General features: G+C 51.1%; 30 protein-coding genes. 14 read left to right on the top strand and 16 right to left on the bottom strand.

The window, feature by feature from the left end; genetic code table 11:
- Positions 1–49: 49 nt before the first annotated feature.
- The gene (locus AC6I8P_RS07950; RefSeq protein WP_498031099.1) at positions 50–1,018 is read right to left on the bottom strand and encodes an HNH endonuclease signature motif containing protein; all 969 of its coding nucleotides are present in this window, start codon (positions 1,016–1,018) and stop codon (positions 50–52) included.
- Between the two features lie 320 nt (positions 1,019–1,338).
- Between AC6I8P_RS07950 and rfbA the strand changes: the two genes are divergently transcribed.
- Genes rfbA through rfbD form a run of 3 tightly spaced genes read left to right on the top strand, consistent with a single transcriptional unit; the run spans position 1,339 to position 3,597 of the window.
- On the top strand, positions 1,339–2,205 hold the full coding sequence (gene rfbA / locus AC6I8P_RS07945) for a glucose-1-phosphate thymidylyltransferase RfbA (RefSeq protein ID WP_088517720.1): 867 nt from the start codon (positions 1,339–1,341) through the stop codon (positions 2,203–2,205).
- 1 nt (position 2,206) lies between these two features.
- Positions 2,207–2,755, top strand: coding sequence for a dTDP-4-dehydrorhamnose 3,5-epimerase (rfbC, locus tag AC6I8P_RS07940; protein ID WP_021509897.1), 549 nt, complete (start codon positions 2,207–2,209; stop codon positions 2,753–2,755).
- Positions 2,740–3,597, top strand: a complete 858-nt coding sequence (gene rfbD, locus AC6I8P_RS07935; RefSeq protein ID WP_498031098.1) for a dTDP-4-dehydrorhamnose reductase — start codon at positions 2,740–2,742, stop codon at positions 3,595–3,597. The genes rfbC and rfbD overlap by 16 nt, the downstream gene beginning before the upstream one ends.
- Before the next feature lie 64 nt (positions 3,598–3,661).
- Here rfbD and AC6I8P_RS07930 read toward each other — a convergent pair whose 3' ends face one another.
- The 7 genes from AC6I8P_RS07930 to AC6I8P_RS07900 all read right to left on the bottom strand — a co-directional run bounded on the left by AC6I8P_RS07930 (position 3,662) and on the right by AC6I8P_RS07900 (position 13,729).
- The gene (locus tag AC6I8P_RS07930; protein ID WP_481657572.1) at positions 3,662–7,216 is read right to left on the bottom strand and encodes a glycosyltransferase; all 3,555 of its coding nucleotides are present in this window, start codon (positions 7,214–7,216) and stop codon (positions 3,662–3,664) included.
- Positions 7,217–7,253: 37 nt separating this feature from the next.
- A complete protein-coding gene (locus AC6I8P_RS07925) occupies positions 7,254–8,042 on the bottom strand; it encodes a class I SAM-dependent methyltransferase (protein WP_136545833.1) in 789 nt (262 codons plus the stop codon).
- A complete protein-coding gene (locus AC6I8P_RS07920) occupies positions 8,035–9,198 on the bottom strand; it encodes an ATP-grasp domain-containing protein (RefSeq protein WP_481657571.1) in 1,164 nt (387 codons plus the stop codon). The genes AC6I8P_RS07925 and AC6I8P_RS07920 overlap by 8 nt, the downstream gene beginning before the upstream one ends.
- Complete coding sequence (locus tag AC6I8P_RS07915; RefSeq protein WP_136548190.1) at positions 9,195–10,322, bottom strand: DegT/DnrJ/EryC1/StrS family aminotransferase; 1,128 nt, start codon at positions 10,320–10,322, stop codon at positions 9,195–9,197. Before AC6I8P_RS07915 ends, AC6I8P_RS07920 begins: the two co-directional genes overlap by 4 nt.
- A 171-nt stretch (positions 10,323–10,493) precedes the next feature.
- A complete protein-coding gene (locus tag AC6I8P_RS07910) occupies positions 10,494–11,429 on the bottom strand; it encodes a flagellin N-terminal helical domain-containing protein (protein ID WP_125310805.1) in 936 nt (311 codons plus the stop codon).
- 201 nt (positions 11,430–11,630) lie between these two features.
- Positions 11,631–12,569: a flagellin N-terminal helical domain-containing protein gene (locus AC6I8P_RS07905; protein WP_132462258.1), complete on the bottom strand. Its 939-nt coding sequence runs from the start codon at positions 12,567–12,569 to the stop codon at positions 11,631–11,633.
- A gap of 233 nt (positions 12,570–12,802) precedes the next feature.
- Positions 12,803–13,729: a flagellin N-terminal helical domain-containing protein gene (locus AC6I8P_RS07900; RefSeq protein ID WP_125311389.1), complete on the bottom strand. Its 927-nt coding sequence runs from the start codon at positions 13,727–13,729 to the stop codon at positions 12,803–12,805.
- Between the two features lie 231 nt (positions 13,730–13,960).
- Between AC6I8P_RS07900 and fliD the strand changes: the two genes are divergently transcribed.
- The 3 genes from fliD to fliT are packed head-to-tail and all read left to right on the top strand — an operon-like array spanning position 13,961 to position 16,143.
- A complete protein-coding gene (fliD, locus tag AC6I8P_RS07895) occupies positions 13,961–15,367 on the top strand; it encodes a flagellar filament capping protein FliD (protein WP_125311391.1) in 1,407 nt (468 codons plus the stop codon).
- A 12-nt stretch (positions 15,368–15,379) separates the two neighbouring features.
- Complete coding sequence (gene fliS / locus AC6I8P_RS07890; protein WP_125311393.1) at positions 15,380–15,784, top strand: flagellar export chaperone FliS; 405 nt, start codon at positions 15,380–15,382, stop codon at positions 15,782–15,784.
- Positions 15,784–16,143 carry a flagellar protein FliT gene (gene fliT / locus AC6I8P_RS07885; RefSeq protein ID WP_481657570.1) on the top strand — a complete coding sequence of 120 codons (360 nt, stop codon included), beginning with the start codon at positions 15,784–15,786 and terminating at the stop codon, positions 16,141–16,143. Before fliS ends, fliT begins: the two co-directional genes overlap by 1 nt.
- 50 nt (positions 16,144–16,193) lie before the next feature.
- Here fliT and yedD read toward each other — a convergent pair whose 3' ends face one another.
- Complete coding sequence (gene yedD, locus AC6I8P_RS07880; RefSeq protein ID WP_058757410.1) at positions 16,194–16,655, bottom strand: lipoprotein YedD; 462 nt, start codon at positions 16,653–16,655, stop codon at positions 16,194–16,196.
- Positions 16,656–16,862: 207 nt separating this feature from the next.
- On the opposite strand from yedD, the gene AC6I8P_RS07875 reads away from it, so the two are divergent.
- From AC6I8P_RS07875 to AC6I8P_RS07860, 4 genes are all read left to right on the top strand, one after another.
- The gene (locus tag AC6I8P_RS07875; RefSeq protein ID WP_348879292.1) at positions 16,863–18,407 is read left to right on the top strand and encodes a methyl-accepting chemotaxis protein; all 1,545 of its coding nucleotides are present in this window, start codon (positions 16,863–16,865) and stop codon (positions 18,405–18,407) included.
- Between the two features lie 9 nt (positions 18,408–18,416).
- Entirely contained in the window at positions 18,417–19,709 is a 1,293-nt protein-coding gene (locus AC6I8P_RS07870) for an ABC transporter substrate-binding protein (protein ID WP_481657569.1), read from the top strand.
- Between the two features lie 73 nt (positions 19,710–19,782).
- On the top strand, positions 19,783–20,106 hold the full coding sequence (locus AC6I8P_RS07865) for a DUF6388 family protein (protein WP_021509883.1): 324 nt from the start codon (positions 19,783–19,785) through the stop codon (positions 20,104–20,106).
- A gap of 337 nt (positions 20,107–20,443) precedes the next feature.
- Positions 20,444–20,683 carry a DinI-like family protein gene (locus tag AC6I8P_RS07860; protein WP_021509882.1) on the top strand — a complete coding sequence of 80 codons (240 nt, stop codon included), beginning with the start codon at positions 20,444–20,446 and terminating at the stop codon, positions 20,681–20,683.
- Between the two features lie 17 nt (positions 20,684–20,700).
- On the opposite strand, the gene AC6I8P_RS07855 is transcribed toward AC6I8P_RS07860, so the two are convergent.
- From AC6I8P_RS07855 to AC6I8P_RS07840, 4 genes are all read right to left on the bottom strand, one after another.
- On the bottom strand, positions 20,701–20,967 hold the full coding sequence (locus tag AC6I8P_RS07855) for a hypothetical protein (RefSeq protein WP_481657568.1): 267 nt from the start codon (positions 20,965–20,967) through the stop codon (positions 20,701–20,703).
- A gap of 150 nt (positions 20,968–21,117) precedes the next feature.
- Positions 21,118–21,642: a hypothetical protein gene (locus AC6I8P_RS07850; RefSeq protein ID WP_481657567.1), complete on the bottom strand. Its 525-nt coding sequence runs from the start codon at positions 21,640–21,642 to the stop codon at positions 21,118–21,120.
- An 82-nt stretch (positions 21,643–21,724) separates the two neighbouring features.
- Positions 21,725–22,054 (bottom strand): hypothetical protein, encoded by a 330-nt coding sequence (locus AC6I8P_RS07845; RefSeq protein ID WP_248295873.1) that lies wholly within the window; start codon positions 22,052–22,054, stop codon positions 21,725–21,727.
- A complete protein-coding gene (locus AC6I8P_RS07840) occupies positions 22,035–22,424 on the bottom strand; it encodes a hypothetical protein (protein WP_031280179.1) in 390 nt (129 codons plus the stop codon). The genes AC6I8P_RS07845 and AC6I8P_RS07840 overlap by 20 nt, the downstream gene beginning before the upstream one ends.
- 141 nt (positions 22,425–22,565) lie before the next feature.
- Between AC6I8P_RS07840 and AC6I8P_RS07835 the strand changes: the two genes are divergently transcribed.
- Entirely contained in the window at positions 22,566–23,201 is a 636-nt protein-coding gene (locus AC6I8P_RS07835; protein ID WP_481657566.1) for a S24 family peptidase, read from the top strand.
- A gap of 57 nt (positions 23,202–23,258) precedes the next feature.
- Here AC6I8P_RS07835 and AC6I8P_RS07830 read toward each other — a convergent pair whose 3' ends face one another.
- Positions 23,259–23,507: a hypothetical protein gene (locus AC6I8P_RS07830; protein ID WP_021509875.1), complete on the bottom strand. Its 249-nt coding sequence runs from the start codon at positions 23,505–23,507 to the stop codon at positions 23,259–23,261.
- Between the two features lie 243 nt (positions 23,508–23,750).
- Here AC6I8P_RS07830 and AC6I8P_RS07825 point away from each other — a divergent pair, with 243 nt between their 5' ends.
- Positions 23,751–24,962: a diguanylate phosphodiesterase gene (locus tag AC6I8P_RS07825; protein ID WP_058757401.1), complete on the top strand. Its 1,212-nt coding sequence runs from the start codon at positions 23,751–23,753 to the stop codon at positions 24,960–24,962.
- A 36-nt stretch (positions 24,963–24,998) separates the two neighbouring features.
- Here the strand turns inward: AC6I8P_RS07825 and AC6I8P_RS07820 are convergent, their stop codons facing one another.
- Positions 24,999–25,220, bottom strand: coding sequence for a hypothetical protein (locus tag AC6I8P_RS07820; protein ID WP_058757400.1), 222 nt, complete (start codon positions 25,218–25,220; stop codon positions 24,999–25,001).
- A gap of 241 nt (positions 25,221–25,461) precedes the next feature.
- The gene (locus tag AC6I8P_RS07815; RefSeq protein WP_058757399.1) at positions 25,462–25,725 is read right to left on the bottom strand and encodes a biofilm/acid-resistance regulator YmgB/AriR; all 264 of its coding nucleotides are present in this window, start codon (positions 25,723–25,725) and stop codon (positions 25,462–25,464) included.
- Positions 25,726–26,263: 538 nt separating this feature from the next.
- Between AC6I8P_RS07815 and AC6I8P_RS07810 the strand changes: the two genes are divergently transcribed.
- Both AC6I8P_RS07810 and AC6I8P_RS07805 read left to right on the top strand, forming a co-directional pair.
- Positions 26,264–26,464 carry a hypothetical protein gene (locus AC6I8P_RS07810; RefSeq protein WP_058757398.1) on the top strand — a complete coding sequence of 67 codons (201 nt, stop codon included), beginning with the start codon at positions 26,264–26,266 and terminating at the stop codon, positions 26,462–26,464.
- A 169-nt stretch (positions 26,465–26,633) separates the two neighbouring features.
- Entirely contained in the window at positions 26,634–26,819 is a 186-nt protein-coding gene (locus AC6I8P_RS07805) for a hypothetical protein (RefSeq protein WP_058785645.1), read from the top strand.
- The last annotated feature ends 66 nt before the right edge of the window (positions 26,820–26,885 follow it).

Genomic DNA, 26,885 nt, shown 5'->3' with positions numbered 1-26,885 from the left:
TCAAATTTGTTATGGATGGCGGTGGATCGCACCGCCATTGTGCGCAGGTTCAGCGCAGATTACGCAGCCGCTGCCTTGTGCCAGGCGGGACGGCGTCCCACAGCGCACAGGTTTTGCCCTCAAGCGCCTGATAAAAAGGGCTAATGGACTCGTCGCATTCCAGCGCGGAATTAAACAGCACCTGACCGGTTTCTGCGTCAATGCTAATCATTTTATTGATAAACAGCCGCTGCAGGTCGCTGCGCAGGAACAGGCCGTTGTCGACGCTGTTATCCGCCAGAAAGCCCTCTTCATTCTCCTGGGTGTCGATATGGCAGGCTTCCACCCACGGCCAGCTGTGGCGCTCGGTTAAACGCGTACCGGTAATAATGCAGGCACCATAGCGCGCTTTCACCGCCGCGCTGAACTCCGCCTGGCTGGCGCGCTGGAACACTTTCGCCTTGACGCGCCGCCCCACTTCGGTACCCGGCATCACCGCGCTGGGCATTTTCTGCTGCGGCGTGCTGAGCACCACTAAAAACTGGATCTTGCGCGACAGCGGGAAACACGGGTGCGCCTGCGGATCAAACAGCTGCCAGTACTCTTCCTCTTCGGTCTGGCGCATCAGCACCAGCTTAAAGCCGCGGCTGTTGAGCAGGTTTTGCGCCTCCGCCGAGCGCGGATCGAGCATCGCGTAGACCCGCGTTTCACCGATCACCTTCCAGCGCCCGCTTTTGCGCGCTTCGTCGTTGCGGCGAAAATAGAGAAACGCCTGCTGGTTTTTCAGGTAGTGCTCAAAGCGGCGCAGGTAGTTTTTGCGCTCATTATCGTCAGAGACGAACAGCAGGTCTTCCAGCGGACTGTTCAGCTCCTGCTGCGCAAACAGCGCGCGGATCACCAGGTTGCGGTAGCTGGTTGACGGGCTGAGCAACCCGCGGGCGGTGAGCTCCTTCTCCTCCGGATGCTGCTGCGCATAGCGCAGCGCGATCTCATCGAAGGTCAGTTGCTCACCCGGTAACAAGTCATAATTGAAGCGCATAGACACCCCAGAAACAGGAAAAATAGAGCTTAAAAATTGGAATGATTCTGAAGAGGGTTATCGGCAGTTCTGACCCAGGCTGTAACAGGATGGTTACTTTTTTGAGGTTATGATGCGCAAGGGGAAATCGTCTGCCGCGCAAGAGCCCAATTTGATTTAGCTCAGCAGGAATGCCCACGCGCTGCTTTTCTCTCCTTCCGCTTATCCCCGGCAATGCCCGCTTTTTTATCGGTTATTCGCGCCATCAATTATTCCTGCGCGCTCGTATGCTCACAGCATGACTCTGTGGAGAGCAGAGACGCGTAATAAGGAAGGCAATGATGAAAGGTATAGTGCTGGCGGGCGGGACAGGTTCCCGCCTGCATCCTGTAACCTGCGGCGTATCGAAGCAGTTGTTACCGGTTTATGACAAACCGATGATTTACTATCCACTTTCGGTGCTGATGCTGGCAGGCATTCGTGACATCCTGGTGATTACTACCGCTGAAGATCTGGCGGGATTCCAGCGTTTGCTGGGCGACGGCAGCCATTTCGGCGTTAATCTGCAGTTCGCGGTGCAGCCATCGCCCGATGGCCTGGCCCAGGCGTTTATCATCGGTGAGTCTTTTATTGCCGGTGAGCGCTGCGCATTAGTGCTGGGCGATAACATTTTCTTTGGGCAAAGCTTTGGTAAAAAGCTCGAAGACGTGGTCGCGCGGCCGCAGGGCGCTACGGTATTTGGCTATCAGGTGATGGATCCCGAGCGCTTCGGCGTGGTGGAGTTTGATAAGCAATTCCGCGCGCTGTCCATTGAAGAAAAACCGCCACAGCCAAAATCGAACTATGCCGTCACCGGCCTCTATTTTTACGATAAAAACGTCTGCGCCATGGCGCGGGAAGTTCGCCCTTCTCCCCGCGGCGAGCTGGAAATTACCACCCTCAATCAGATGTATCTCGACGATGGGTTGCTCAACGTCGAAGTGCTGGGACGTGGCTTTGCCTGGCTCGACACCGGTACCCACGAGAGCTTACTCGAAGCGTCACACTTCATTCATACCATTGAAAAGCGCCAGGGCTTCAAAATTGCCTGTCTGGAAGAGATCGCCTGGCGCAAGCGCTGGATCGGCAGCGAATCGCTGCTGAAGCGCGCCGCCTATCTCGGCAAAACGCAGTATGGTCACTATCTGAAGATGCTGGTGGAGGAGTGAGATGGAGGTCATCACCACGAAAATTGCTGATGTCAAAATTATCCAGCCTAAAGTGTTTGGCGATGCCCGCGGCTTCTTCCTCGAAACCTTTGAGAAGCGGCGTTATCAGCAACTGCTGGATATCGACCTGGATTTTGTGCAGGACAACTACTCCCGTTCGGCGCGTAACGTGCTGCGCGGGCTGCATTTTCAGAAAACCCAGCCGCAAGGCAAACTGGTGCGCGTGGTACGCGGCGCGGTATTTGACGTTGCCGTCGATATCCGTGCGGATTCGCCCACCTTTGGCCAATGGACCGGGCTGGAGCTGTCTGAAGAGAACAAAACCCAGCTGTGGATCCCGCCGGGTCTGGCACACGGTTTTGTGGTGCTCTCCGAGGTCGCTGACTTCGAATACAAATGTACTGATTACTACAACCCACAGGATGAAGCCTGCCTGATGTGGAATGACGCTGAAATTGCGGTGCAATGGCCGGTAGCGACGCCTCTGCTATCGGTAAAAGATCAACAAGGACTCTCCCTGCAGGAGTTAGTGCAATGCGCGTTTTGTTAACCGGTGCTTATGGCCAGCTTGGCCGTTGTTTACTGGATCGGGTGCCGGCAGAGTGGATCCTGCTGGCCTGTGGCTCTGCCGAGTTAGATATTACCGACCGCCCGGCGGTGGAACGGGTGGTGAAGAAATTCCGTCCCGATGTGATCATCAATGCCGCCGCGTATACCGCGGTCGATAAGGCTGAAACCGACCGTATCCGCGCCATGAAGATCAACGCCATCGGCCCGGAAAATCTCGCCATCGCCGCTCACCAGCAGGGCGCCCGCTTGATTCATCTCTCCACCGATTACGTGTTTGATGGCAGTAAAAAAACGCCTTATACCGAAAGCGATCTGCCCTGCCCGATTAATTTCTACGGCCTGAGCAAATGGGAGGGTGAGAAACGCGTATTCTCCGTGCTGCCGGACGCCGTAGTGATTCGCACCTCGTGGGTGTTCAGTGAATACGGTGCAAACTTTGTCAAAACCATGCTGCGACTGGCAGAAACCCGCAGCGAAATCAGCGTGGTGAACGATCAGTTCGGCTGCCCGACCTATGCCGGCGATCTGGCACAGGCGATTATCACCCTGGCATCCCGTGCGGAAGCCGCTGGTGTTTATCACTACTGTGGCGATGTGGCGGTCAGCTGGTGCGAATTCGCCCAGGCGATTTTTGTGGCCGCGCAGCGGGATGTGCTGGTGAAAGGGATTGGCAGTGCGCAATATCCGATGGCAGCGGCAAGGCCGGCAAATAGCGTACTGAATACCGTGCGGATAGCGGCGCTGGGGGTTGAAGCATCCGACTGGCAAAATAAACTTACCGCGGATTTTTTTCCGCAGAGTGAAAGTTCAGCTATCGCCTGATAACACGATAGCTGATTTGCTTCATGCATAAAAAAACCCGGATTAAACCGGGTTTTTTATTCACTTAATCAGGCAACCAGAGCTTTGCCCACTGCCTTAACGGTTCGCCCGTCAACAGCCAGTCACTTCTTACTGCCTCGCGCAGCGCATCACCCATAAGCCAGGACGTATCACGATCGTTCAGGTGCATTTCGATGGCTTCAATCCAGTCTTTGTAACGGTTACGTACTAAAGTCACTGGCAGGTTATAGCGATAACACTCAACGTCGCTTGCAATGACTGGAAAACCACAGGCGCCATATTCAAGCAGACGTAAATTACTCTTACAGCGGTTAAATAAATTATCTTCAACCGGCGCTAACGCCAGATCAAGATTTAATGATGCGAGTTTTTCTGGGTAGTCTTTAATCTCAACGCCCTGATGATATTCGTGAATATATGGACGCAATTTAGCTGGACACATGCCGAAGAATACCCACTCCACTCGATCCGAAAGAGTCTTTACCACATCATAAATCATTTCCAGATCGCCTGTATGGCTTGAGCCTCCTGCCCAACCCACCCGCGGTTTTTTACTTTGCCCTCGCAAACTAGTCAGGTTGCCCCATATAGCTGGCGGAAGTCGGTTTTCCACCACTCTGATATCAGCATGAGCGCCTGAAAACGCATCTGCCAGCGCTGAGGTAGAAACGATGAAACGGTCTACCAAACTGAGACTTTTGCGAATCGACTTCAAAATATCTTTAGGCATATGTTCACGATGAATGCTCTTCATCGGTAAATTAGGTAAGTAGTCGTCAAGCTCAAAAACTTTAAAAATGTCAGGTAACACCTTCAATCGATTTAACCACTCATGTGATTCAGGAGTGATCTGCCTTTGCAACACTATACTGTCCGGTGCATAACGGGCAAGTTCCGAAGCATGCTGCATTACATCGGTTAATCTGCCCTCAACCAGCCCTTCTGAGATCATTGCATTCAGTGGCTGAATGATTCTATATTGACCACATCCGGTAAAATCCGCCATTAATGCGGTAATTACAGGCATTGGTTTCCATGAGAGCGGCCGCCAGGTTAAAGCATCACCTTGCTCAAGTTCAAAACCATTACCATTGAGTGAAAGATTAGCATTGTATGCAGGATCATTTGCAATTAATGGCATCCAGCGGCGATAAAAAGCATCCTGCTCATCAGTAAATCTGCGGATCTTTTTTTCCTGCGTTGTTTTATCGACTCGCTTTTGGCTCACGCTACCTTCATGCATTACCACAGCGTGAGGTGTCCATACAGTTAAATATCCAGATTCACGTACTTTTAAACATAGATCAACATCGTTGTATGAAACCTTAAAGTCTTCTTCGTTGAGTCCACCTACTTCTCTGTAAATTTCTGCACGAATCATCAGACACGCAGCCGTAACTGCGGCGTAGTTTTGGTCAACCAACAGGCGGCGCATATAACCAGGTGCGTCTGCAGCTTCGCCAATAAAAGGATGCTCAGCTGGACCACGTAAACCGAGAATTACACCAGCATGCTGTACACGACCATCAGGATAAAGCAATTTGGCCCCAACGATCCCAACCTCAGGCCGTTGTGCGTGATTCAACAGTTCGTCTAACCAGTTTTCACTGATTATTGCTGTATCATTATTGAGTAAAACCAAATACTCACCACGGGCTTCACGAGCTGCAAAATTATTTATGGCCGAGTAGTTGAAGGGGTGGGGATAACTAAGTACTCTTATGCGTTTCGGATCAATTTCAGCTAATCCGGCCAGCCACTGCTGCGCTTCAGCGGATTCACTGTTATTATCTACGACAATGATTTCGTAGTTTTTATAATGCGTCTTTTCTAAAAGAGAAGTGACACATGTGATGAGGACTGGCAATTGGTCTTTAGTAGGAATGATAATTGAAACCAGCGGCTGATTTGCGTGTTCGTAGCGAAGACTATATAAACCAGGCCATGTGTTTTTCACCCAGCCTTTTGTGTATCCACGCCTGTGCAAATGCTTCTGAAGAATATCCCGATACTCTGGTTCGTCAGTTAATAAAAAACTTTCAGAAATAACCAAAGGTTCTGGCAGATGACCAATACTATTGATACCATATTGCTCGACCAGACGAACAATAAGTTCGAATTCTGATGCTTTATGGTAGGCTGGGTCAAATCCGCCCACATTCAACAGCACATTTCGATTATAAAGCCAGTGTCTTGCCATTTCAGCAGGATGGCTTAGTAACAAGTCAAGATTGAAGTCAGGCCGAAATGATGAGCCTGTCACCTCACCAGATTGATGATAAAGCTCATCAGCATAAACTGCAGCACATCCCTTCGCATCAGGCAGGGCGAACGACATTTGCAATAAACCACTGCTAGTCAAAATAGAGCCTGCTTTAAGAATGAGAATCCAGTCAACTGTAGCTTCTGACAAATGTTGATTAATAAGCTCAAACTCATTAAGATCGCTATTCTTCAGATTCTCAATGGAGGTAAAATCAGTTAAATTTGCATTGATCAGCACTGGATGAACTATCAATCCTGGTGTGGCATTTTTCTCCAGGCTATCTAGTGTGACATTAATATTTTCATTATCTGCTTCTCTGGCAAGCACATATACAACAACTTTATTAATTGAAATTGAAGACAGGTGATTTTCTATATAAGCAGACTGAACTTTCGTTATTTCCCGACTTTTTAACCAGTCACCAAGGTTCTTGTTAGCACGACTGCCACCTGAAAGATGCAAAGCACTACTCAGCGCCGCGAGCAAATTACATTCAATATAATTTCCTGGATGAGTAAGAGCAGATGCGCGTACTGTCTGGTTGGAGATATGATCGCCTTTATACCAACCTAATGCTTCGATCATCAATGGAAATTGTTGGTAAGTCGTAGCCACCGCTTCCTGATCCAATGCGGCCATCTGACTAACTTGCTGCTCTGAAATACGAAATTTTGAAAGTGGTTCGCTCAGGAAAGCAAAATTTCCTTTACTGAGTAAATTGACATAAATCGCCACATCACCCAGATAGCGCATGCGTTTTCCATTCAGGAAGAATAATTCATCTCCCAGATCCACTAAATCCTGACGACGGCAAAGCACACATGAAGGTTCACCAATAAAATTGATGATATAATCACTAAGGAACGCGATTAAATCTCGCCCTTCAATGATAACGTCTCCACGAAAAGGATATGCTGTGGCCATGATATCAGGAAGAACATCGCCTTGTTCATTGATCCTCTGGCGGCGCGAGGAAGCTAACACTATATCCGAAGAGGCAGTGAATGCTTTCATTAGTTTAGAAACGCAATCTTTCCGTAATATGTCGTCATCATAAAGAAACTTGACATACTCACCGTTAGAAAGTGACAGGCAGCGTCTGACATTGCCAATTTCCTGTAATCTTTGCTCATTCTTATAATATGATATTTTTACAGGCGTAGTGTTTTGATATTTCCTGACAACGTTACTAATTAAATCGCTATCACTGTCATCGCAAACTATTATTTCAACCGCAGGATAATCTTGCTGCACAGCACTTTGCAAAGACAGTTCAAAGAAATCACCTTTATATGCTGGTATTATTATTGAAACCAGTTTATTCTCTTTCATCGCATCACCGCTTACTGAGGTTAAATATCAGCAGAAATTAATTACGTTTATAACGCAAACTTTTAAGGATAAATAAAGGCCGATTAAGAAACTCGCCTAAAGCATCGTCCCGCTGCAGATTGCCTTCATTGATCGACTCATAAACAACCTCTTTATCCGTCTTAACTTGAGCTACAGCAATACTCTCAATCTGCCAAAACCCTTCAATTCCTTCAGTGATAAACTCAATCAACTCTTTTTTTGTACCTGTAGTAAAAAGTGGAAGTTTACTATCACCGCGCCAGTTAAACCCTAACTGAAAAATCAATGTTTCACAGCTTTCAGATACCTTATTTAGCTGTTCAATTATTTTATGCCTGGCATTATTTTTTGAAACGGATGCATCACCATAGTCATCGCCAACATGGTGTAAAACGTTCAGAAGCAAGCCGACATCGGCTCTTAGTGAGGAGTCTGAAAACTCATAATAACTATTGTTAACTGTAATTACTTCTTGATATCCCAGTAAATTTGCAGCTTGCTTCACAAAGTCGGCATGGTTTTTATTGCCTTCATAACAGATTAAATGCGCCGCGCCTAAACTGAGAAACGAGAGTGAGAAAAAACCCAGGTTACATCCAATATCAAATATCACCTTGTCTTTGATTTTTATTTTATTTTTAATATAATCCAGGCGTGCCTCTTCGGAACGAGAACCTGGATTATAATCAACATGACCAAGTCTAATACGTAGCTCTTCAGGCAATACCTGGTACAGCGCATGTTTGCCAGAACTGGATTCTGACTTCAATCTGTCTTTAATTTCATCGATTAAATTATTATTCATTGCGCTTCACCCACTTAAAAGCATTTAATTTATTGAAATAATACATGGAAAAGTTTTTTCTCAACTCCAGAAAAAAAAGACGCCAGGTATCCCTATGAAGATAGATGTCTCCTGGTATAGATTTTAAAATAAAAAACAGAGAAGATTCATTCAGTGAAAAATAGTCCCTTACCTTTCCACCTTTGACCCATGTCTCGATTAATCCGTTAAGCCACAAATAGTTACTGGTATTTTTATTTTCTTTTTTCGAATTAACAAGATTATCTACAGGCGACATGCCTTGCTGGATAGCAAGCTGAAAAGGTCCCCACAAGCGAGGGTTTGCTTCAATTACCCAACTCTTGCCTTCACTAATCATAATTTCAACCATTACCAATCCGTAAAAACCTACGCTAGTAAATGCATCAATAATCCGTTGTTCAAAAAGAAGATCAGGACAATCGCAAGCTTGCGCAGCAATCATTGATTTACCATTCGCCTGCTGCAATAAGTTTCGCTGGTAGCAAATCTGAGCCGTACCATCCTTGTTAACTCTCATCAGAAAGTAATAGCTGGCACCGTCTATATATTTTTGATAGAAATAATCGCTCTTATTTTTTATTTTCTGATGTTTACTAAGGCCACAATTATCTAAAATTAATTCCGGATACAATTTTTCACCAGATTGCTGGGAAAATTCCCGTAGCGGCTTGGCAACGAATGGGATATCCAACTCGCAGGGATCATTAATCTGTTTTGGAGCTTCCAGTCCAAAACTCTCCAGCAGAGCGATAAAAGACGACTTGTTAGAAATTAACATATAAATCTCCTCATCGCATAGATCACTATGAAGTCCTGTAGTGATAAACCGTTGACGAAAATTCAAATAAATACGATTAATTGACTCAGCCGTCGGCAACAACATTAATTTATCAGTTGGAAATTTCTTTGTTATTTCTTTTACGCAATGTAGCATATCCTCTATATCTAATTCATCTTGCTTTCTGATTGCATGGATATATCGACGATAACTTGTGCTGGTCACTTTATCGCCAGCGGGACGTGAAATTATGGAGAATCTAATTTTATTACTTATAAAATAGCGGCAAGAGGCAATTATAGCCCTCTCATTAGCACCGCTAAAAATAACATATCTTGTGTAGTTTTTGGTCGTCATGCTGCTTTAACCTGACCAGCAGCCAGAATTACCTGAATAATGTCATCCTGCTCTTGCTCACTCAATGTTGGATAGATCGGCAGACAGAGCACCTTTCTTGAAATAGCCATAGCATTAGGCAAGTTTTCCACAGCTGAGGAGCTATAATTCTTATACATTGGAAATTCTGAAATTAACGGGTAGAAATACCGACGTACATATATTCCCTGTTTTTTGAATTGTTGATATAACTCATCCCTTGTCATTGGGAAAAGAGTATCGTCAATAAAAATTGCGCAATATGCATAATTCCATTCAAGGTTTTCGGATAGATGGCTAAAAGAGACGCCTTGAATGCCTGATAGTGCATTAACATATTTTTGAAATATTTCAGCCCGACACTGAAAAGCATTATCCACATGTTTCAGCTGCAATAATCCAAATGCAGCCTGTACCTCGTTCATTTTACCATTGATTCCTGCAGCGACAACTGTCGTCTCATCTGCGAATCCAAAGTTCTTGAGGTAATCAATACGACGTTTTATTTTTTCATTTGGACAAATAATCGCCCCACCTTCAAATGTATTAAATACTTTTGTAGCATGAAAGCTTAAAATGGACAGATCACCATGCAGTAATACACTTTCATTTTCTCGTTTCACGGCGAAAGCATGTGCAGCATCGTAAATTACCTTCAGACCATACTTATCGGCGATTTCCTGGATGGCATCAACATCACAGGGTATGCCATAGCAATGAACTGGCATGATTGCTGTAGTTTGAGGCGTAATCGCTGCTTCAATTTTAGCAGGATCAAGATTGCAGCTGATCGGATCAATATCTACAAATACCGGCTTAATATCGTTCCATAATAAAGAATGCGATGTCGCCACAAAGGAGTACGGGGTTGTGATGACTTCGCCGGTGATACGCAATGCCTGTAATGCTGTCACAAGAGCAAGCGTTCCGTTAGCAAACAAGCTCAGGTGCTGCACGCCGAGATAATCAGCCAGTGCCTGCTCAAGTTGTTGATGAAAAGGGCCACCATTGGTAAGTCGTTTGCTCTGCCAGATATCTTCCAGATAGGGGATAAACTCATCAAGCGGTGGCAATAGTGGACTGGTCACCATTAGATTGTTATTCATACCCTCTCCTGCATAACGTTCTTTGAATAGACAAAACCATATCGGTTAAGTCTACTCAGGAGTTTCGTATGCAATCGCAGTATAAGCGCTATAAAACCTTCTCATTCCCGGTTATTACTATTTGTAAAAAAAAGCCCTGCCAATGGCAGGGCTTTGAAATAAGCGGCAATATTAACGCAGCAGAGACAGCATGGTCTGTGGCACCTGGTTGGCCTGCGCCAGTACCGAAGAACCTGCCTGCTGCAGGATCTGCGCGCGCGACATGTTTGATACTTCTGTCGCGTAGTCAGAATCCTGAATACGGCTGCGCGCAGCTGACAGGTTGTTAACGGTATTGTTCAGGTTGGTGATGGTTGACTCGAAGCGGTTCTGTGAGGCACCCAGCAGGCTGCGCTGTGCGTCTACTGATTTGATCGCGTCATCGATATCGGCCAGTGGCGTCGAGCCAGCTGCTGTACCCGATGCACCGCCGGTAACCTTGCCCTTGAGAACATCAAAACCGACAGCTTCTGTAGCACGTGCAGTTCCATTGACAGTGTCACCCGTACCCATGCTACGGGTATTCAGTGCAGTACCGCCAGTAACTCCAGTCTTAGCGAGGTTGAACTTGTCGCTTGAGCTGATCGTAATGGAGATGGTCTCGGCGTCTTTTGAACCCACCTGGAAGCTATAATCTTTGGTGCCAGAACCGGTGTTCAGCACTTTGATGCCGTTGAAGTCGGTCTGCGACGTTACGCGGTTGATCTCTTCCATACGCTGGTTAACTTCAGCCTGGATGGAGTCGATGTCTGAGGCAGAGTTCGAGCTGTTCTGCGCCTGTACGGTCAGGTCACGCACACGCTGCAGGTTGTTGTTGATCTCGGACAGCGCGCCTTCAGCGGTCTGTGCCAGAGAGATACCGTCGTTGGCGTTACGGGCAGCAACGGTCAGGCCGTTGATGTTAGAGGTGAAGCGGTTAGCAATCGCCTGACCTGCAGCATCATCTTTAGCGCTGTTGATGCGCAGGCCGGAAGACAGGCGCTCAATCGCCGTGCCCAGGGAAGACTGAGATTTGTTCAGGTTGTTCTGGGTGACCAGTGACAAGGTGTTAGTATTAATTACTGCCATAATATTTTTCCTTCAACAGATAGTGGATGCAGGCTCGATCAAGCCTGAGGCAATCACGCCGTCGTGAAAATTTATCGGCAGGAGGCGAACAACCTTTAATGATGATTTTATTAAAATTACGACTGAATTTTTGAATGCTGGCAAAGTAAACACTTTGAAAAAAAAAGCTCCCAATTGGGAGCTTTTTGACTGTACGCGTAATTAACGTAACAGAGACAGCATGGTTTGTGGTACCTGGTTGGCCTGCGCCAGCACAGAAGAACCTGCCTGCTGCAGGATCTGCGCGCGCGACATGTTCGACACTTCTGTCGCGTAGTCAGAATCCTGAATACGGCTGCGCGCAGCTGACAGGTTGTTCACGGTATTGTTCAGGTTGGTGATGGTCGACTCAAAGCGGTTCTGTGAGGCACCCAGCAGGCTGCGCTGCGAGTCAACAGATTTGATCGCTGCATCGATGTCTGCCAGTGGCGTGGTACCAGAAGCGGCGCCAGATGCACCACCGGTCACTTTACCTTTCAGTACGTCAAAACCAATTGCAGCAGTTGTACGTGCAGAACCATTGACTAAATCTGTTCCGGAAGCCATGGCGCGGGTGTTAAGAGCAGTGCCCGTACCGGTGCCCGCTTTCGCCAGGTTATAACCATCACTGGAACTAATGGTGATAGCGATGGTTTCAGCATCTTTAGAGCCAACCTGGAAACTGTAATCTTTGGAACCAGAACCGGTGTTCAGTACTTTGATACCGTTGAAGTCAGTTTGCGCAGTGACGCGGTTGATCTCTTCCATACGCTGGTTAACTTCAGCCTGGATGGAGTCGATGTCTGAAGCCGAGTTGGAGCTGTTCTGCGCCTGCACGGTCAGGTCACGCACACGCTGCAGGTTGTTGTTGATCTCGGACAACGCGCCTTCAGCGGTCTGTGCCAGAGAGATACCGTCGTTGGCGTTACGGGCAGCAACAGTCAGGCCGTTGATGTTAGAGGTGAAGCGGTTAGCAATCGCCTGACCTGCAGCATCATCTTTAGCGCTGTTGATGCGCAGGCCGGAAGACAGGCGCTCAATAGCCGTGCCCAGAGAAGACTGAGATTTGTTCAGGTTGTTCTGGGTAACCAGCGATAATGTATTGGTATTAATCACTGCCATAGCAAATATCCTTTATTAAGTAAGTGGATTCAGCCCTTCAGGCCTGCGGTTACTCACCGTACAAAAGTTATCGACACCATCCGGGAAAACTTCACTATCTTTAATAAAAGAATGCCTAAAAATTTAAAAATTAATCCAGACATATGAATAGAAGATTTTGCTGAATAAAAGCCAAGAACAACGGCCAAAAAAAAACGGAGCATATTGGCTCCGTTTTTTTATGGTGCTGGCGATTAGCGCAGCAATGACAGCATGGTCTGTGGTACCTGGTTGGCCTGCGCCAGCACAGAAGAACCTGCCTGCTGCAGGATCTGCGCGCGCGACATGTTCGACACTTCGGTTGCGTAGTCAGAATCCTGAATACGGCTGCGCGCAGCTGAGAGGTTGTTCACTGTGTTATTCAGGTTGGTAATGGTAGATTCAAAGCGGTTCTGCGAAGCACCCAGCAGGCTGCGCTGTGAATCGACAGATTTGATGGCAGCATCAATATCAGCCAGCGGTGTTGTGCCGGCTGCGGTACCAGAAGCACTTACAGAGCCTTTGAGTACGTCAAAACCTACTGCCTGAGTTGCACGAGCAGTACCGTTAACTGTATCGCCAGTGCCCATAGTACGGGTGTTCAGTGCAGTACCAGTAGCCCCTGCTTTCGCCAGGTTATAACCGTTACTTGAGCTAATAGTAATGGAGATAGTCTCGGCGTCTTTTGAACCCACCTGGAAGCTGTAATCTTTAGAACCAGAACCGGTGTTCAGTACTTTGATACCGTTGAAATCAGTTTGTGCAGTAACACGGTTGATCTCTTCCATACGCTGGTTAACTTCAGCCTGGATGGAGTCGATGTCTGAAGCCGAGTTGGAGCTGTTCTGCGCCTGTACGGTCAGGTCACGCACACGCTGCAGGTTGTTGTTGATCTCGGACAGCGCGCCTTCAGCGGTCTGTGCCAGAGAGATACCGTCGTTGGCGTTACGGGCAGCAACGGTCAGGCCGTTGATGTTAGAGGTGAAGCGGTTAGCAATCGCCTGACCTGCAGCATCATCTTTAGCGCTGTTGATGCGCAGGCCGGAAGACAGGCGCTCAATCGCCGTGCCCAGGGAAGACTGAGATTTGTTCAGGTTGTTCTGGGTAACCAGAGACAGGGTATTCGTATTAATAACGGCCATGATGATGTCCTGTATTCTAAAAGTGGGTTTCAATCGGGCTTATGGCCCGAGGCCAATTAGCTTGTTATGGTTATCGTCGACCCGGATAAAAACCTTAGCTTTTTTTTAAAGGCCAGAAACACGCCACGATTTCGACCCTATTTGGCTTATTGTTTTTTTTCACCTTCTCTAATATTCCTTACAACGCTGCCGATACTCTCTCCAGTGATCGTCAACCCTAAGGATTCCAACATGGCAAGTGTAAGCAACCTCAATGCCGGTAACAGCCTCGGCTTAAGCGATTTGTATGACCAGCTTCAAACCGCTGAACAAGCGAACCTGACGCCAATTACGCAGCAGCAAACGTCTTATAAAGCAAAATTAACGGCCTGGGGGGTGGTACAAACTGCACTGGCAAAAGTGCAAACGGCCGCAGCGGCCTTAAAAGATACCTCTGCTATTGCCTCAACCAAAGTCAGCAGCACCAACACTGCGTTCACCGCCACGCTGGCCAATGACGCGGCAGCCGGTAACTTTTCGGTTGAAGTTACCCAACTGGCTAAAGCGCAGTCGCTGCTGTCGAAAAGCGCGACCAGTAAAGATGGCGATTTAGGCGATTCCAGCCTCGCCTCGCGCACTATTACCATTACGCAACCTGGTCAGAAAGACCCAATGACCATCACGCTGAGCAAAGATCAAACCAGCCTGACGGACATTAAAGATGCGATTAACAAACAGCAGGGCAGCGTTACCGCCAGTATCATCAAGTCTGATGACAATACCTATTATCTGGCCCTGACCTCGCGTGATACCGGCACCACCAACGAGATGACGGTTTCTACCGATGACAGCGCCCTGGCGCAGTACATTGGTTTTACTAAAGGTGGCAGCAGCAATGGCATGACAGAGCAGGTAACCGCTGCCGACGCCAAACTGAGCATCAACGGCGTCGCCATCACCCGCAGCAGCAACACCATTACTGATGCGCCGGAAGGCGTCACGCTGAACCTGACCAAAACCAATACCGGCAGCCCGGAGACCTTATCCGTCACCAAGGATAATGCGCCGATGATCGCTGCGGTGCAGGCCTATGTTGATGCGTATAACTCGCTGCAAACCACCATTAGTAACCAGACGAAGTACACTGCCGTAGATCAGGGCAGTACGTCCCAGGATACCAGTAATGGCGATCTGCTGGGCGACGGCACGCTGCGTAACATTCAGACCAGCCTGCGCTCCAAGCTGTCCACCAGTGCCCAGAGCGGCGGCAGTATTTCACTGCTTTCTCAGATTGGTATCACTCAGGATATTAACGGCAAGCTGACCGTCGACAGCACCAAACTGAATAAAGCGCTGGATGAAAAATCCGCAGATGTCGTGACGTTCCTGTCAGGTGACGGTAAAACGACTGGCTTCGCAACGCAGACCAGTAACTATCTCGATCAGATCCTGGGCACTGATGGTTCAGTGCAAAACGCCACAGACGGTATCAACAAGACACTGAAGAAATTGTCTGATGATTACGACCGGGTGAATGCTCAGATTACCGCCACCATGGCACGCTACAAAACCCAGTTCACGAATCTGAATACGCTGGTCTCATCCATGACGCAAACCCAGAACTATCTGACGCAGCAGTTTGCGGCGATGAGCAGTTAACAGGAGTTAAAAATGTACGCAAAATCGGGAACGCAGGCCTACGCACAGGTCGGTCTGGAGAGTGCCGTGTTAAGTGCCAGCCCACACCAGCTGGTAGTTTTGCTATTTGATGGCGCACTGAGCGCCATGAAAAAAGCCACTATTTTGATGGAACAGGGCGACATTCCCGGTAAAGGCCAGGCACTTTCCAAAGCCATCAATATTATTACCAACGGCTTACGCGCAGGATTAAATCATGAGGTGGGCGGTGAACTCTCCGCAAACCTCGACAACCTGTATGACTACATGACACGACGTTTGCTTGAAGCTAACCTGCGTAATGATGCAGAGGCCATTGTCGAGGTTGAAGGGTTACTCACCAATATCGCCGATGCATGGAAGCAAATTGGTCCTCATCACGTACAGGAATCTTACTGATGATGGCACCTGGCGATGTGTTGCAGGGATATCAGCAGTTACTGAAGTTAAGTAACACTATGCTGAATCAGGCGCGGGAAGGACTGTGGGATGATCTGGTGGCGAATGAAAGTACTTATGTCCGCAACGTCGAGTGCATGGCACGTAATCAGGATCCGGGTGCACTCCCTGCGGCCCTGCGTGTGCAAATTCGCGCACTGATTAAAGAGATACTGGATAATGAAGTCTTGATGAAGACGTTACTGGCTGAGCGCATGGATGAACTGCGATCGCTGGTGCAAACGACGTCGCAACAACAAAAAGTCACCTCAGCCTATGGCCGCTTCTCTAACAAGGTACTCTACCCGGGGAACCTTTAATCCACAGATTGCGCGGGTAACGGCACTGTGGCCTTACCCGCGCAATCGGATTATTTCTCTGCCGTAACCGGCCTGAGAATCTGCGGCTCAATATCCTGAATCACCGCGTCGCCAGGACGCTTTGCCACTTCGTCCAGCGCCTGCTGGCACTCGACGGTTGGGCGATCCACTTTACGCAGCGTCAGGCCATCGTAGTGCAGCTCACCGTTCTCCAGCGAGAGCGGCATCACACGCGCCTGACGATTAACGTTAACCCAGTCATCATCCAGGCGCGTCAGCTTGCCCGGTTTGGCAATCACCCGCTGCCACTGGCGGCAGTCAAGAGTAGTGCCATCAGCGCTGACGATCAGGCTGGCCATGGCCTCGCTGCTGATCAGCTTGCTCTGCGGTCCCATCGTCTGCCAGTTACCCTGCAGCTCCAGCGGTGCCGGGGTTTTTACCGCTTCGTCATAACTGTTGATTTGCGCACAGCCGCTCAGCGCCAGCGCGGCCAGTACCATCCACTTTTTCATCTTCGGTCCCTACACTCGCATCAATGGCGGCTACGTTATAATGTTTTCCCGGCGTGACGCAAGGTATCTGCAGTGGAATCCCCCTTCTCTTTCTCCGGCGCCCTCAAGCTGTTCAACTCTTCGCCGATAACCTGATGTGAAGTCTAAAGCACCTGCACCCATAACAATATTGACGACTTACTCACCCTGGTTTCGGAGAACGCTGTTATGCGATTGACCCTTCGCGCACGTCTGGCTGCGATTGTCAGCCTGCTGTGCCTGTTACTGATTATTGCTGCCGTCTGGGGAATTATCGGCCTGCGCGCTGCCGATCAGCGCGCGCAAAATGCCTATCAGAACGAGCTGCTCCCGCTGCAATACTCTTCACGCCTGTACCGCATGGTGCAGGAGCAATCCGCTACCCTGTTCGATGCGCTGCGCTACTGGACCGACAGCAGTGAAGTGGAAAAACGCCTGGCGCGCATTGCGCAGTACGGTCAGCAAATCAACGCCGATCGCCATACCTGGCAGCAGCTGGCGTTTGATGCGCAGACCAAACCGCTGAGCCAGCGCTTCCTGACCCATCTCGACGGCTGGCAGGGTGCGCTGCATGAAGCCGGTGAGCTGCTGAAAGGCGGTAACCCGTCCGCCGCACTGGTGGTGATCGAAACCCGCCTGCGCAGCGGCAGCCAGTTGCTGCAGCAGGATATCGATCAGCTGGATACGCTGATGCGGCAGCATGCCCAGACGGCCTGGCAGCAGGGCAACCGCGACTACCTGCTGGCACGCAATAGCCTGATCGCCATCCTGCTGTTGGGTCTGAGTCTGGCGCTGGTCTCCGGCTGGCTGCTGATCCGCTCGATTAACCGTTCCATCGCCCAGGCGCGCGAGCTGGCGGATGCCATCGCCGGCGGCGAGCTCAATCACCACATCGGCACGGTTACGCGCGATGAGATGGGTGAACTGATGCAGGCGCTGCTGCGCATGGATGTGCGGCTGGCGGAGATCGTGCGTGAGGTGGGCGAAAGTGCCCATGCACTGAGCGATGCGGCACGCCAGATGGCGGATGGCAACGACGACCTGTCGGAGCGCACCCACGCGCAGGCCAGTTCACTGGAGCAGACTGCGGCCAGTATGGAGCAGATGACCGCCACGGTGAAACACAACGCGGACAACGCCGCGCAGGCCAACGAGCTGGCAAGCGATGTGCGCCATCAGGCCGAGCGCGGCAGCGGTGTACTGCGCGACGCGGTGAGTGCGATGGAGGAGATTGAATCCTCCAGCAAGCGCATCGCGGATATCAACCGCGTAATTGATGAAATCGCCTTCCAGACCAACCTGCTGGCACTGAATGCGGCGGTGGAAGCGGCGCGCGCCGGGGAACAGGGACGCGGCTTCGCGGTGGTGGCGTCAGAGGTGCGACAGCTGGCGCAGCGTTCGGCCGGTGCAGCACAGGAGATCAAAGCGCTAATCGATGCCAGCGTAGGTAAAGTCGAAGCCGGCAGCGCGCTGGTGCAGCGCTCTGGCGAGATGCTCAACGACATCAATCACGGCGTGGCGCGCATGGTGGATATCGTTGGCGAGATCGCCGTGGCCAGCCGCCAGCAATCCAGCGGTATCGAGCAGGTGAACACCGCAGTAATCCAGATGGACGGCGCCACCCAGCAGAATGCATCGCTGGTGCAACAGGCCAGCGCGGCCAGCCAGACGGTGAGCCAGCATGCCGGTTTGCTGGTGGAAAAAATGGCGTTCTTCCGCCTGCAGCAGCCATAAGGAGCCGCCATGAAGCGTACCATAATCGCGCTGCTGGCCGCGCTGCCGCTGCTCAGCCAGGCCGCCACCACGCTCAATATCGCCACCATTGCCAATGGTGACATGACTATCATGCAGCAGCTGTCGAGCCGTTACGAACAGCAGCATCCGGACGTCAAACTGCAGTGGCACGTGATGGATGATGGCGCCCTGCGCCAGGCGGTGCTGGCAGCCATGAACAGCGGTGACGCAAAATTTGATGTGATTACCGTGGGTACCTATGAAGCGCCGCTGTGGGGTACAAAAGGCTGGCTGGCGCCGCTCAACAACCTGCCGCCAGAGTATGACAGCGACGATCTGCTGACGCCGGTGCGCAAAGCACTGTCCTGGCAGCAAACGCTGTACGCGCTACCGTTTTACGGGGAAAGCAGCATGACCTATTACCGCAAAGATCTGTTTGCGGCGAAAGGGCTGACCATGCCGGACGATCCCGACTGGACCGACATCAAAAATTTCGCGGCGAAACTCACCGATCCTCAGCACGGTATCTATGGCCTGTGCCTGCGCGGCCAGCCCGGCTGGGGCGATAACGTTGCCCTGCTCACCACCATGGCCAACGCCTATGGTGCGCAGTGGTTTGACGATCGCTGGCAGCCGACGCTGAATTCGCCAGAGTGGCGTGAGGTATTGACCGATTATCTGGCGATGGTGAAACAGGACGGTCCGCCGGATACGGCCAGCAATAGCTTTGGCCAGATCCTGCGTCTTACCGCACAGGGAAAATGCGCGATGTGGATCGACAGTACCGTCGCCGCCGGGCTGCTGATTAACCCGCAGATCTCGCTGGTGGCGGACAAGCTGGCATTTGCGCCGGCGCCGGGCGGCATTACGCGCAACGGCTCGCACTGGCTGTGGTCGTGGGCGCTGGCGGTACCGGCTAACTCACCGCAGCGCGCCGCCGCCGTGGACTTCATCAGCTGGGCGACCTCGCGGCAGTATATTCAGCAGGTCGCGGATACCGTCGGCTGGGGAGCGGTGCCACCCGGCAGCCGCAACTCCACCTACCAGCAGCCAAACTACCAGCGCCTGGCGCCTTACGCCGCTCAGGTGCGCAACGCGATTGAATCCGCCACCGTCGATCAACCGACATTGAACACCGTACCTTACACCGGTGTGCAGTACGTCAGTATTGCTGGCTTTGATCAGATGGGTAACGCCGTCGGGCAGAATCTGGCGGCGCTGCTGCAGGGCAAGCTGACGGTGGACCAAACGCTGGAAAAAAATCAGCAGGACGTGACGCGCCTGCAAGCCGCACAGCAGTAAACATTCGGGGTTCCTGACAAGTCGCCGTGTGCGGGTTACACTAACGCGCAATTTGACCGGCAGGAACCCCCGAATGAAAACCCCTGAAGAGTATTACGCCCTGGCTCGCAGCCTGTTTTTCACCGCCCACCCTGATTTTCAGTCCGCGCTGGATGAACTGAGTGAGAGTGATGCGCGCGCCGCCAATATGTCCCTGCGTGAACTGCGCGCGTGGCACGCCGAGCGCATCTATGCCGCGTTTCTGCGTCAGAAGAAGCTCGACGGCATGCTGTTCTCCATCCAGCTGGCGGAACCGGATAAAGCGGTTGCTGCACAAGCAATTGAAACCTATCTGAAGTCTCACGCGGAAGCGCTGGGTATGACGTGGGAAGAGTTCTGTATTAAGAACGAGTTATAAGCGATGCACTGATAAAAAGGCGATCGGAGAGAAATTTCCGGGGAAAAAGTTGTACAAGATGGGAAAAGTTGTATAACTTAATACTCACGACGACTGTCGTCGATTGTCCTTGAACGAAAGGTGCTATTGCACCGCCTCTGGAGGTGTTGCTGGATTTCCACCTCCAGAGGTTCGATTTTTTGCGTGCGCCCTCTGCTTTTGCCCGCTTTACTCCTCTGTCGTTGCATCTTTACGCCGCGCTGTTTCACCCGTTTGAAAATAATTGCCGCCCTGCCGCTTGTCACTGGTTTTATTTACAGTAATATGGCGCTCCCACTTTGATTACTGGAATGCCCTGATGTTTGTGGAGCTGATTTACGACAAGCGCAACGTAGCCGGTTTACCGGGCGCGCGCGAAATGATTTTGCAGGAGCTGGAGAAGCGCGTGCAGCGCGTCTTTCCGGATCTGGAGGTGCGGGTTAAGCCGATGGAGCGTAACGCCATCGAAACCGATATGAGTAAAAACGACAAGGCGACGATTGCGCGTATTGTTGAAGAGATGTTCGATGAAGCCGAGATGTGGCTGGTGGCCGATTAGGCCACCAGCAGCCGCGCTTAGCTTTCCTGCTCGCTGTGATTGATGGCGATTTCCAGATCCTGAATCGCCTGATCGATATCATCCAGCAGCTGTCCCTGCTTGTTGATCAGCGTCTCAAAACGCGTGGCGTACTCTTTATCCTTATACTCCCCGGCATCAAAGGCTAGCCAGTGACTGGAAAGCGTCTCAGTGTTGGTCTGCGCATAGTGACGCATCTCTTTTAGCTGTGAGGTGACATCACGCAGGTAGTCAGTTTTGGTTTTGATTGCCTCTGTATCACTCATGCTATTTTCCTTTTTGCTGATAAAGCCAGTTAAAATAACGCCTGAGCAATTAAAGTTAGCAGATAATAGCGAAGCCGCCTGCAGAATTATCCGAAGTATGTAGCCGCAGGGAAAAGGGACATCCCGGTCCCTTTGTTATGCCCGCCTGAATTACAGATACTTCTTCGCCAGCGCAATCAGTTCATCCTTCGCGGCGCTGCCCAGCTTCAGCACGCCCTGTTCAACAAAGCTGAAGGCCTGGACAAAGTCCTTCACCCCGGCGCTGATATCCTGCGCCACCGCATCGCTGGCGGCGGTCGCAGCAGCCGGCGCGTCGGGGACAGCAACCGGTGCGGCGGCCTGCGCGTTGCGCACACCAGGCGTGGCGGCCGCTGAGGCGCCTGCGCTGGCCGAGCCGTTCGCCAGCGTATCCTGCGTTGCCAGCTGCTGATCGAGATCGACCGGAGCATCCGCATGAAAGGGTTGCTCAGCGCTGGCGGGCGCTGCCGGTTGCGCAGCTGGCGTTGCGACTACCGGCGTTGCGGCTGCCGGCGGCGTCGCTGGCTGGGCAACGCTGTCAGCTGCGCTGTCAGCGGCAGCCGGCGCGCTGGCCGTTTCGTTGGCAAAACTCTCCAGCGGTGACAATTCCTGTTGCGCCGCAGCGCTGGTTGGGTTGATGACAGTTTGATCGCTCATAATTTTCTCCTTATTGCTAAATAAAGACCGCAGTTGCTGCAAACGGACTGCGATCCGCTCAGTAATACGCATCAGGTCCTCCTTAGCGCCGCGGCTGTGGCGCGGTTTGCTGACCGGCCGGCGGCGTGGAGGGCGTTGAGGTGTGGCTGGTGCTGCGCGGCGGCTGGGCATCCAGCTTTTTCTGCAGCTCAACCAGCTGGCTGGTCAGTTCGGCGACCTTTGCTTCGCGTCGATCAGAGATCGCCCGGTACTGCTGGCGAATCTCCTCCACGCGCCGGTTGGCGTCGTTATTGACGTAAAGAAACAGAATGGTCATCGCCACACACAGCAGCGATAACAGCATCAGCAGGCCACCCAGCATCAAATGACGGCGGTGGCTTCGCACCAGCAGTTCACTGTTTATCTGCACCATCGCGGTTCTCCTCCAGAGTGGTGATCAATTGATTAATCTGGCTGCGAAACTTATCGCTGTGCTCGGCTTCGGTGGTCGCCAGCAGGATACCGAGTGCGTTCTTGATCAAACGCAGATCGGTCTCCAGCGATGAGATACGCCGCAGGTTTTTGTCGTGACGGATACGCAGTTCATCGTTTTCCTGGCGCATCAGCGCATGGCTCTCCTTGAGAAGCAGCACCTGCTCTTTGTAGCTGGTGATGATCTCGCCGCCCGCGCGATTGCTGGTGACGATTGACGCGATCCCCGCCATCAGGGGTTTCCAGAACACCGCTGCCGCGCCACCGCCAAGCAGCAGTGCGCCTACGCTGGTGACCAAACTACTCTCCATGCCCTACCTCTCTCACCTGGCGAGGGTTAGCCGGACACCCCGCTGACCTCCCTCGCCAGTATCACGGCCAGCGGCATATTTAAGTTTACTTTAAATAATGATTTTAAGTATACTTAAGTCAAGCCTGGAGGAGTTGTCAAGATGATGAAAAAAGAATCTGGTGGTGAGCGCATTCGCCAGCGCCGTAAGGCACTGAAATTAACGCAGCAGGCGCTGGCCAATGGCATTGGCGTGTCGCACGTTGCGGTTTCGCAGTGGGAGAAAGAAGAGACGGTGCCGCGTGGTGAGCATCTGCTGCGGCTGGCGGAGTTGCTGCAGTGTAGCGCGGCGTGGATTATTGATGGCGACGGCCAGCCGTTTGCCAGTACGCACGCTTCCCCCGCTCTCACTGCCGTGCCGCTGGTCACGCTGGTGCAGGCCGCGGACTGGCTGAATGAGCAGCGACTGCAGTGGCAGCAGCAGGCCGTCCGCTTTCTTTACAGTGACGAAGCACTGAGCGACAGTGCGCTGGCGGTAACGCTGGAAGATGACGCCATGAACCCGGCGTATCGCGCCGGCGACCGGTTGATCTTTGATCCGCAACGCGTGCCCCAGCCGGGTGATGTGGTGCTGGCGCGGGTAGATGACGCCGCGATGGTGCGAATTATTCGGATGCACGACGAGCAAATTTTCTCGTTACGGCCGCTGAACGAAGATTTTCCCGTGCAGCAGAGTCAGAAAAGTACGCTGGAACTGATTGGCACGCTGGTAGAAATGCGGCGGCGCGGCAGCCGCTGAAGCAGCAAAAAACCCGCCACGCGGCGGGTCAAATCCAACAAAAGACTACGGCAAAAATCACAACGTGTCGGTGAGATGATCGACGATCACCCTTCCCTCGGGATCGGTTTGCGTTATACGGTAACTAACGCGATAAGAGCGACGGTTACTCAGTTTATCGAACAGCGCCACGCTGCCCTTTTGCTCACCGTTGGCACCGACAATGTGCCATTCGGTGACATCTTCCTGTCCACGGTTATGCAGGCGTAACAAGCTCTGCTCAACTAAACGATCGCTTTCATCAATCTTCAAATAATCACGCAACATCTTTATCACCTCCGGTTAACCCGGCTAACGATACGCTTTTCATTTATCCTTTCAATCGAATTTATTTATCGTTAACCTCGCTGACCAGCTGTTGAGTAAAAATTCCCCCTGCCGTGAGCCGCCAGCCGCTTCGGTTAAGTGGAATTTTATAAAATAGTTAACGATCACGCGTCTCAGCGCTGGACAGATCCTGCCGTCTGGCTGTTAATGTAAGGCAAAATAACGATAGCGCCGGACAATCTCATGCTGACTACCATCCTTTACCGCAGCCACCTCTATGATCACGTTCCCATCAAAACGCTGGAGGATATGGTTGGCAAAGCCAATAAGAAAAACGAAGTTTCAGATGTCACCGGCATTCTGTTGTTTGATGGACGACATTTCTTCCAGCTGCTTGAAGGGCCCGATCAGGCCGTTCAGGGCATTTACGACCGTATCTGCCGCGACGCCCGCCATCACAATCTGGTGGAGCTGATGCATGACTTCGCGCCAGCCCGGCGCTTTGGTAACGTCGGAATGGAGCTGTTTGACCTGCGCGAGCACGACAAATCCAGCGTGCTGCAGGCGGTGCTGGATAAAGGCACTTCGCGTTACCAGCTCACCTATGACGACCGTGCACTGCAGTTCCTGCGTACCTTCGTTGAGGCGCGGGAAAAAGAGAACTATTTCGAGATCCCGCCGGCGAATACCTGGGAATTTATTACTGATGCGGAAAGCCAGCGTCAGCTGGAGAGTCTGCAGCACTATGTACAGGATTGCCGGTTTGCGTTTCAGCCGATTGTTGATCCCTTCTCGCGGCGTATTACGGCCTATGAAGCGCTGATTCGCACGCCGGACGGCGGTTCACCTCAGGAATACTTCTCTGCGTTTGGCGGTGATGCGATTTACCACGCCGATATTCAGTCCAAGAGTCTGGCCTTCAACCTGGCGAAAAATCTCGGCCTCGGCGAGCAGACGCTGACCATCAATCTGCTGCCGATGTCGCTGGTCACCGTCCCGAATGCGGTGGATTTCCTGCTACAGGAAATCGCGGCCAACGGTCTGGTACCGGAGCAGATCGTGGTGGAAGTGACGGAGAATGAAATCATCTCGCGTGCCGAAGAGTTTACAGCAGAAGTAAGAAAACTTAAGGCGGCGGGTATCAGCCTGGCGCTGGATGACTTTGGTGCCGGGTTTGCGGGGTTGTCGCTGCTGTCTAAATTCCAGCCGGACAAGATCAAAATCGATCGGGAAATCATCAGTGACGTGCACAAAAGCGGCCCAAAACAGGCGATTGTGCATGCCATCATTAAGTGCTGCGCTTCGCTGGAGATCGCGGTGATTGCTGAAGGCGTGGAGAAAGCCGAGGAGTGGATGTGGCTGGAAGCGGTCGGTGTCAGTCAATTCCAGGGCTATCTGTTTGCCCGCCCACAGTTTAATGGTTTCCCGGCAGTAGCCTGGCCGGAGATTAAGTAACCGGCAAAGCTGACCGCCGTAACGGCGGTCACAGGCTTAACACTCAGTCTCACGCGCCGGTTCTTCCAGCCGTTCACTCAGCACTACGTACTTCATCATCTCAAAGGTACGCTGCGTCATTGGCACCGCGCTGCACGGGCGAAACCAGCCAAACTGCTTCTGGTACAGCCACACTTCCGGATAGCGCTCGCCATCTTTAATCCAGTAATAACCATCATTCATAGGTTTGCCCAGCGGCCTGAGCCGCGAATCAGACATTCATGCGTGCCCGATAAAGTGATACGCCCTCTGGCGTAATGAGTAACCCTGCTTGCATGAAAGCTTACTCCAGCTAAATACTGTAGCAGAGAATAGAGGCAATTGTGCATTTCACGCTGGGCTTATTCAGGCAGGAAACGAGACGCGAAGAGAATAAATGCCCCTAAGCTAAGGGGCGAAACAAACAGGCAACTAAACGTCCGTGTTTCGGCAATGGAGTGGAGTACGACAGACACAGGTTTCAGGAAGCGATATCGTCAGGCGTGCGCTGAACAATAAGTTCCAGTGCCTGGCGATAAATATCCAGCTGAACCACGTCATGTTCAGACTCTAATCGCTCCAGCAGGGCCAGAATAATATCTTTATTGCTCACACGCAGTTTCACCGCCGCCAGCTGTTTGTAAATCAGCGCGATGACCTCTTTTTCACTGGCATATTCTGAACCCGCGTGCTGGAAATATTCTGACAATTGAGACTCTGCTGACGTCGATGCATTCTGTTTCATAACAAGCCTCATCGGGTAAGCTGCAGTGCAAACTGCAGTGATTAATCGGTTACTCAGGTTAAATTTTTGAATCAGCACAGGTAAAAAAGCAGCCTCTGAAAGTGGAAATCCACAACACCTTCAGAGGCGATGCAAAGCATCATTCGTTACGTGTGACTGACTGCCACAAGCGAGAAGTTATACAAAGATGGAAAACTTGTACAACAATTTAGTTAGCATTTCGTGTGGTCAGAGGAGATTTGCACAATAATTTTGCCATTCTCTTCAACAATAAATCACCATTTTTGCAGGAAAAATCATGCGGTTAACCTGAATAAAATATCAGGCGCTGTGCTAAACCTCTCTTTCTGCTCAACAAAATTATTTTTACTCCTAGCTGACGCGTGCACTTCTATACAGCCCCCATAAACTTGTACAACTTTGCAAAACTGTACAATTTAGCCGTTCTGCGTGTAGAGTGTGAAAACGATTACGGCCGCCAGAAACGGCCAGCGATCAGCTAAAATTCATCACAACAAAACCCCTACTGGAGAGAAAGATGAAACAACACGAAACCAACAAGGAGCGTAAAAACGAGGGCGAGGTACACAAGGGTTTACCGGAAGCCGCGCCGCATGCAGGTAATGCTTATGAGGAAGATGATCATCCAGCCCATGATGATGCTCGTGAGCACGGCGAAATCCCGCGTACACGCGATGACAGTCAGGATGACAAAAAAGATCCTTATCAGGATCAGTAAAATACCTTCGATGATATCTGGACCGACCCACCGGATGTTATTTTCGTGGCCGCTGACTGCTGGCGTTAATAAGCGAAGCGGCAACCGAGATTGATCATTGAGTTTAATTAAGACATTATTTTGCGGAAATTAGAGAAGGCGTGCCTTCATTCATTTCTGGAGAGCACTGATGGATACGGGTTTTTACTGGGTAGGCAGCAGCACAACTGAGCCTGAGGTATGGTACTGGGATGCTGGACGCGGTTTTTATCGCCCGATGGAGCCGATACCGCTTTCTCTGCCTCGTTTTAAATCTGCCGGTTTTAAACTTCTCAGTGGCAAACTGATGCCACCGGAAGAGGTGCAATCTGCTTAGGTTTTCGTCTGCAGGTGAGAATATTGTCAGTTACGCTGTTAAGCGCAGCGTAGCTGAACTATATTC

It is taken from the genome of gamma proteobacterium symbiont of Lampromicra miyakona (assembly GCF_059730895.1).
The sequence above is the reverse complement of the archived record's forward strand: the minus strand, read 5'-3'. Positions and strand labels throughout refer to the sequence as shown.

What these genes read in the sequence shown, in the direction of transcription:
- AC6I8P_RS07950 (WP_498031099.1), bottom strand. Translation starts at nt 1,018, where the DNA reads ATGCGCTTCAATTATGACTTGTTACCGGGTGAGCAACTGACCTTCGAT.
- rfbD (WP_498031098.1), top strand. Translation starts at nt 2,740, where the DNA reads ATGCGCGTTTTGTTAACCGGTGCTTATGGCCAGCTTGGCCGTTGTTTA.
- AC6I8P_RS07850 (WP_481657567.1), bottom strand. Translation starts at nt 21,642, where the DNA reads ATGAGCGATCAAACTGTCATCAACCCAACCAGCGCTGCGGCGCAACAG.
- fliS (WP_125311393.1), top strand. Translation starts at nt 15,380, where the DNA reads ATGTACGCAAAATCGGGAACGCAGGCCTACGCACAGGTCGGTCTGGAG.
- yedD (WP_058757410.1), bottom strand. Translation starts at nt 16,655, where the DNA reads ATGAAAAAGTGGATGGTACTGGCCGCGCTGGCGCTGAGCGGCTGTGCG.
- fliD (WP_125311391.1), top strand. Translation starts at nt 13,961, where the DNA reads ATGGCAAGTGTAAGCAACCTCAATGCCGGTAACAGCCTCGGCTTAAGC.
- AC6I8P_RS07925 (WP_136545833.1), bottom strand. Translation starts at nt 8,042, where the DNA reads ATGAATAATAATTTAATCGATGAAATTAAAGACAGATTGAAGTCAGAA.
- AC6I8P_RS07820 (WP_058757400.1), bottom strand. Translation starts at nt 25,220, where the DNA reads ATGTCTGATTCGCGGCTCAGGCCGCTGGGCAAACCTATGAATGATGGT.
- AC6I8P_RS07910 (WP_125310805.1), bottom strand. Translation starts at nt 11,429, where the DNA reads ATGGCAGTAATTAATACTAACACCTTGTCACTGGTCACCCAGAACAAC.
- fliT (WP_481657570.1), top strand. Translation starts at nt 15,784, where the DNA reads ATGATGGCACCTGGCGATGTGTTGCAGGGATATCAGCAGTTACTGAAG.
- AC6I8P_RS07860 (WP_021509882.1), top strand. Translation starts at nt 20,444, where the DNA reads ATGTTTGTGGAGCTGATTTACGACAAGCGCAACGTAGCCGGTTTACCG.
- AC6I8P_RS07870 (WP_481657569.1), top strand. Translation starts at nt 18,417, where the DNA reads ATGAAGCGTACCATAATCGCGCTGCTGGCCGCGCTGCCGCTGCTCAGC.
- AC6I8P_RS07865 (WP_021509883.1), top strand. Translation starts at nt 19,783, where the DNA reads ATGAAAACCCCTGAAGAGTATTACGCCCTGGCTCGCAGCCTGTTTTTC.
- AC6I8P_RS07810 (WP_058757398.1), top strand. Translation starts at nt 26,264, where the DNA reads ATGAAACAACACGAAACCAACAAGGAGCGTAAAAACGAGGGCGAGGTA.
- AC6I8P_RS07845 (WP_248295873.1), bottom strand. Translation starts at nt 22,054, where the DNA reads ATGGTGCAGATAAACAGTGAACTGCTGGTGCGAAGCCACCGCCGTCAT.
- AC6I8P_RS07900 (WP_125311389.1), bottom strand. Translation starts at nt 13,729, where the DNA reads ATGGCCGTTATTAATACGAATACCCTGTCTCTGGTTACCCAGAACAAC.
- AC6I8P_RS07840 (WP_031280179.1), bottom strand. Translation starts at nt 22,424, where the DNA reads ATGGAGAGTAGTTTGGTCACCAGCGTAGGCGCACTGCTGCTTGGCGGT.
- AC6I8P_RS07930 (WP_481657572.1), bottom strand. Translation starts at nt 7,216, where the DNA reads ATGAAAGAGAATAAACTGGTTTCAATAATAATACCAGCATATAAAGGT.
- AC6I8P_RS07815 (WP_058757399.1), bottom strand. Translation starts at nt 25,725, where the DNA reads ATGAAACAGAATGCATCGACGTCAGCAGAGTCTCAATTGTCAGAATAT.
- AC6I8P_RS07855 (WP_481657568.1), bottom strand. Translation starts at nt 20,967, where the DNA reads ATGAGTGATACAGAGGCAATCAAAACCAAAACTGACTACCTGCGTGAT.
- AC6I8P_RS07915 (WP_136548190.1), bottom strand. Translation starts at nt 10,322, where the DNA reads ATGAATAACAATCTAATGGTGACCAGTCCACTATTGCCACCGCTTGAT.
- rfbA (WP_088517720.1), top strand. Translation starts at nt 1,339, where the DNA reads ATGAAAGGTATAGTGCTGGCGGGCGGGACAGGTTCCCGCCTGCATCCT.
- AC6I8P_RS07905 (WP_132462258.1), bottom strand. Translation starts at nt 12,569, where the DNA reads ATGGCAGTGATTAATACCAATACATTATCGCTGGTTACCCAGAACAAC.
- AC6I8P_RS07825 (WP_058757401.1), top strand. Translation starts at nt 23,751, where the DNA reads ATGCTGACTACCATCCTTTACCGCAGCCACCTCTATGATCACGTTCCC.
- AC6I8P_RS07835 (WP_481657566.1), top strand. Translation starts at nt 22,566, where the DNA reads ATGATGAAAAAAGAATCTGGTGGTGAGCGCATTCGCCAGCGCCGTAAG.
- AC6I8P_RS07830 (WP_021509875.1), bottom strand. Translation starts at nt 23,507, where the DNA reads ATGTTGCGTGATTATTTGAAGATTGATGAAAGCGATCGTTTAGTTGAG.
- AC6I8P_RS07875 (WP_348879292.1), top strand. Translation starts at nt 16,863, where the DNA reads ATGCGATTGACCCTTCGCGCACGTCTGGCTGCGATTGTCAGCCTGCTG.
- AC6I8P_RS07805 (WP_058785645.1), top strand. Translation starts at nt 26,634, where the DNA reads ATGGATACGGGTTTTTACTGGGTAGGCAGCAGCACAACTGAGCCTGAG.
- AC6I8P_RS07920 (WP_481657571.1), bottom strand. Translation starts at nt 9,198, where the DNA reads ATGACGACCAAAAACTACACAAGATATGTTATTTTTAGCGGTGCTAAT.
- rfbC (WP_021509897.1), top strand. Translation starts at nt 2,207, where the DNA reads ATGGAGGTCATCACCACGAAAATTGCTGATGTCAAAATTATCCAGCCT.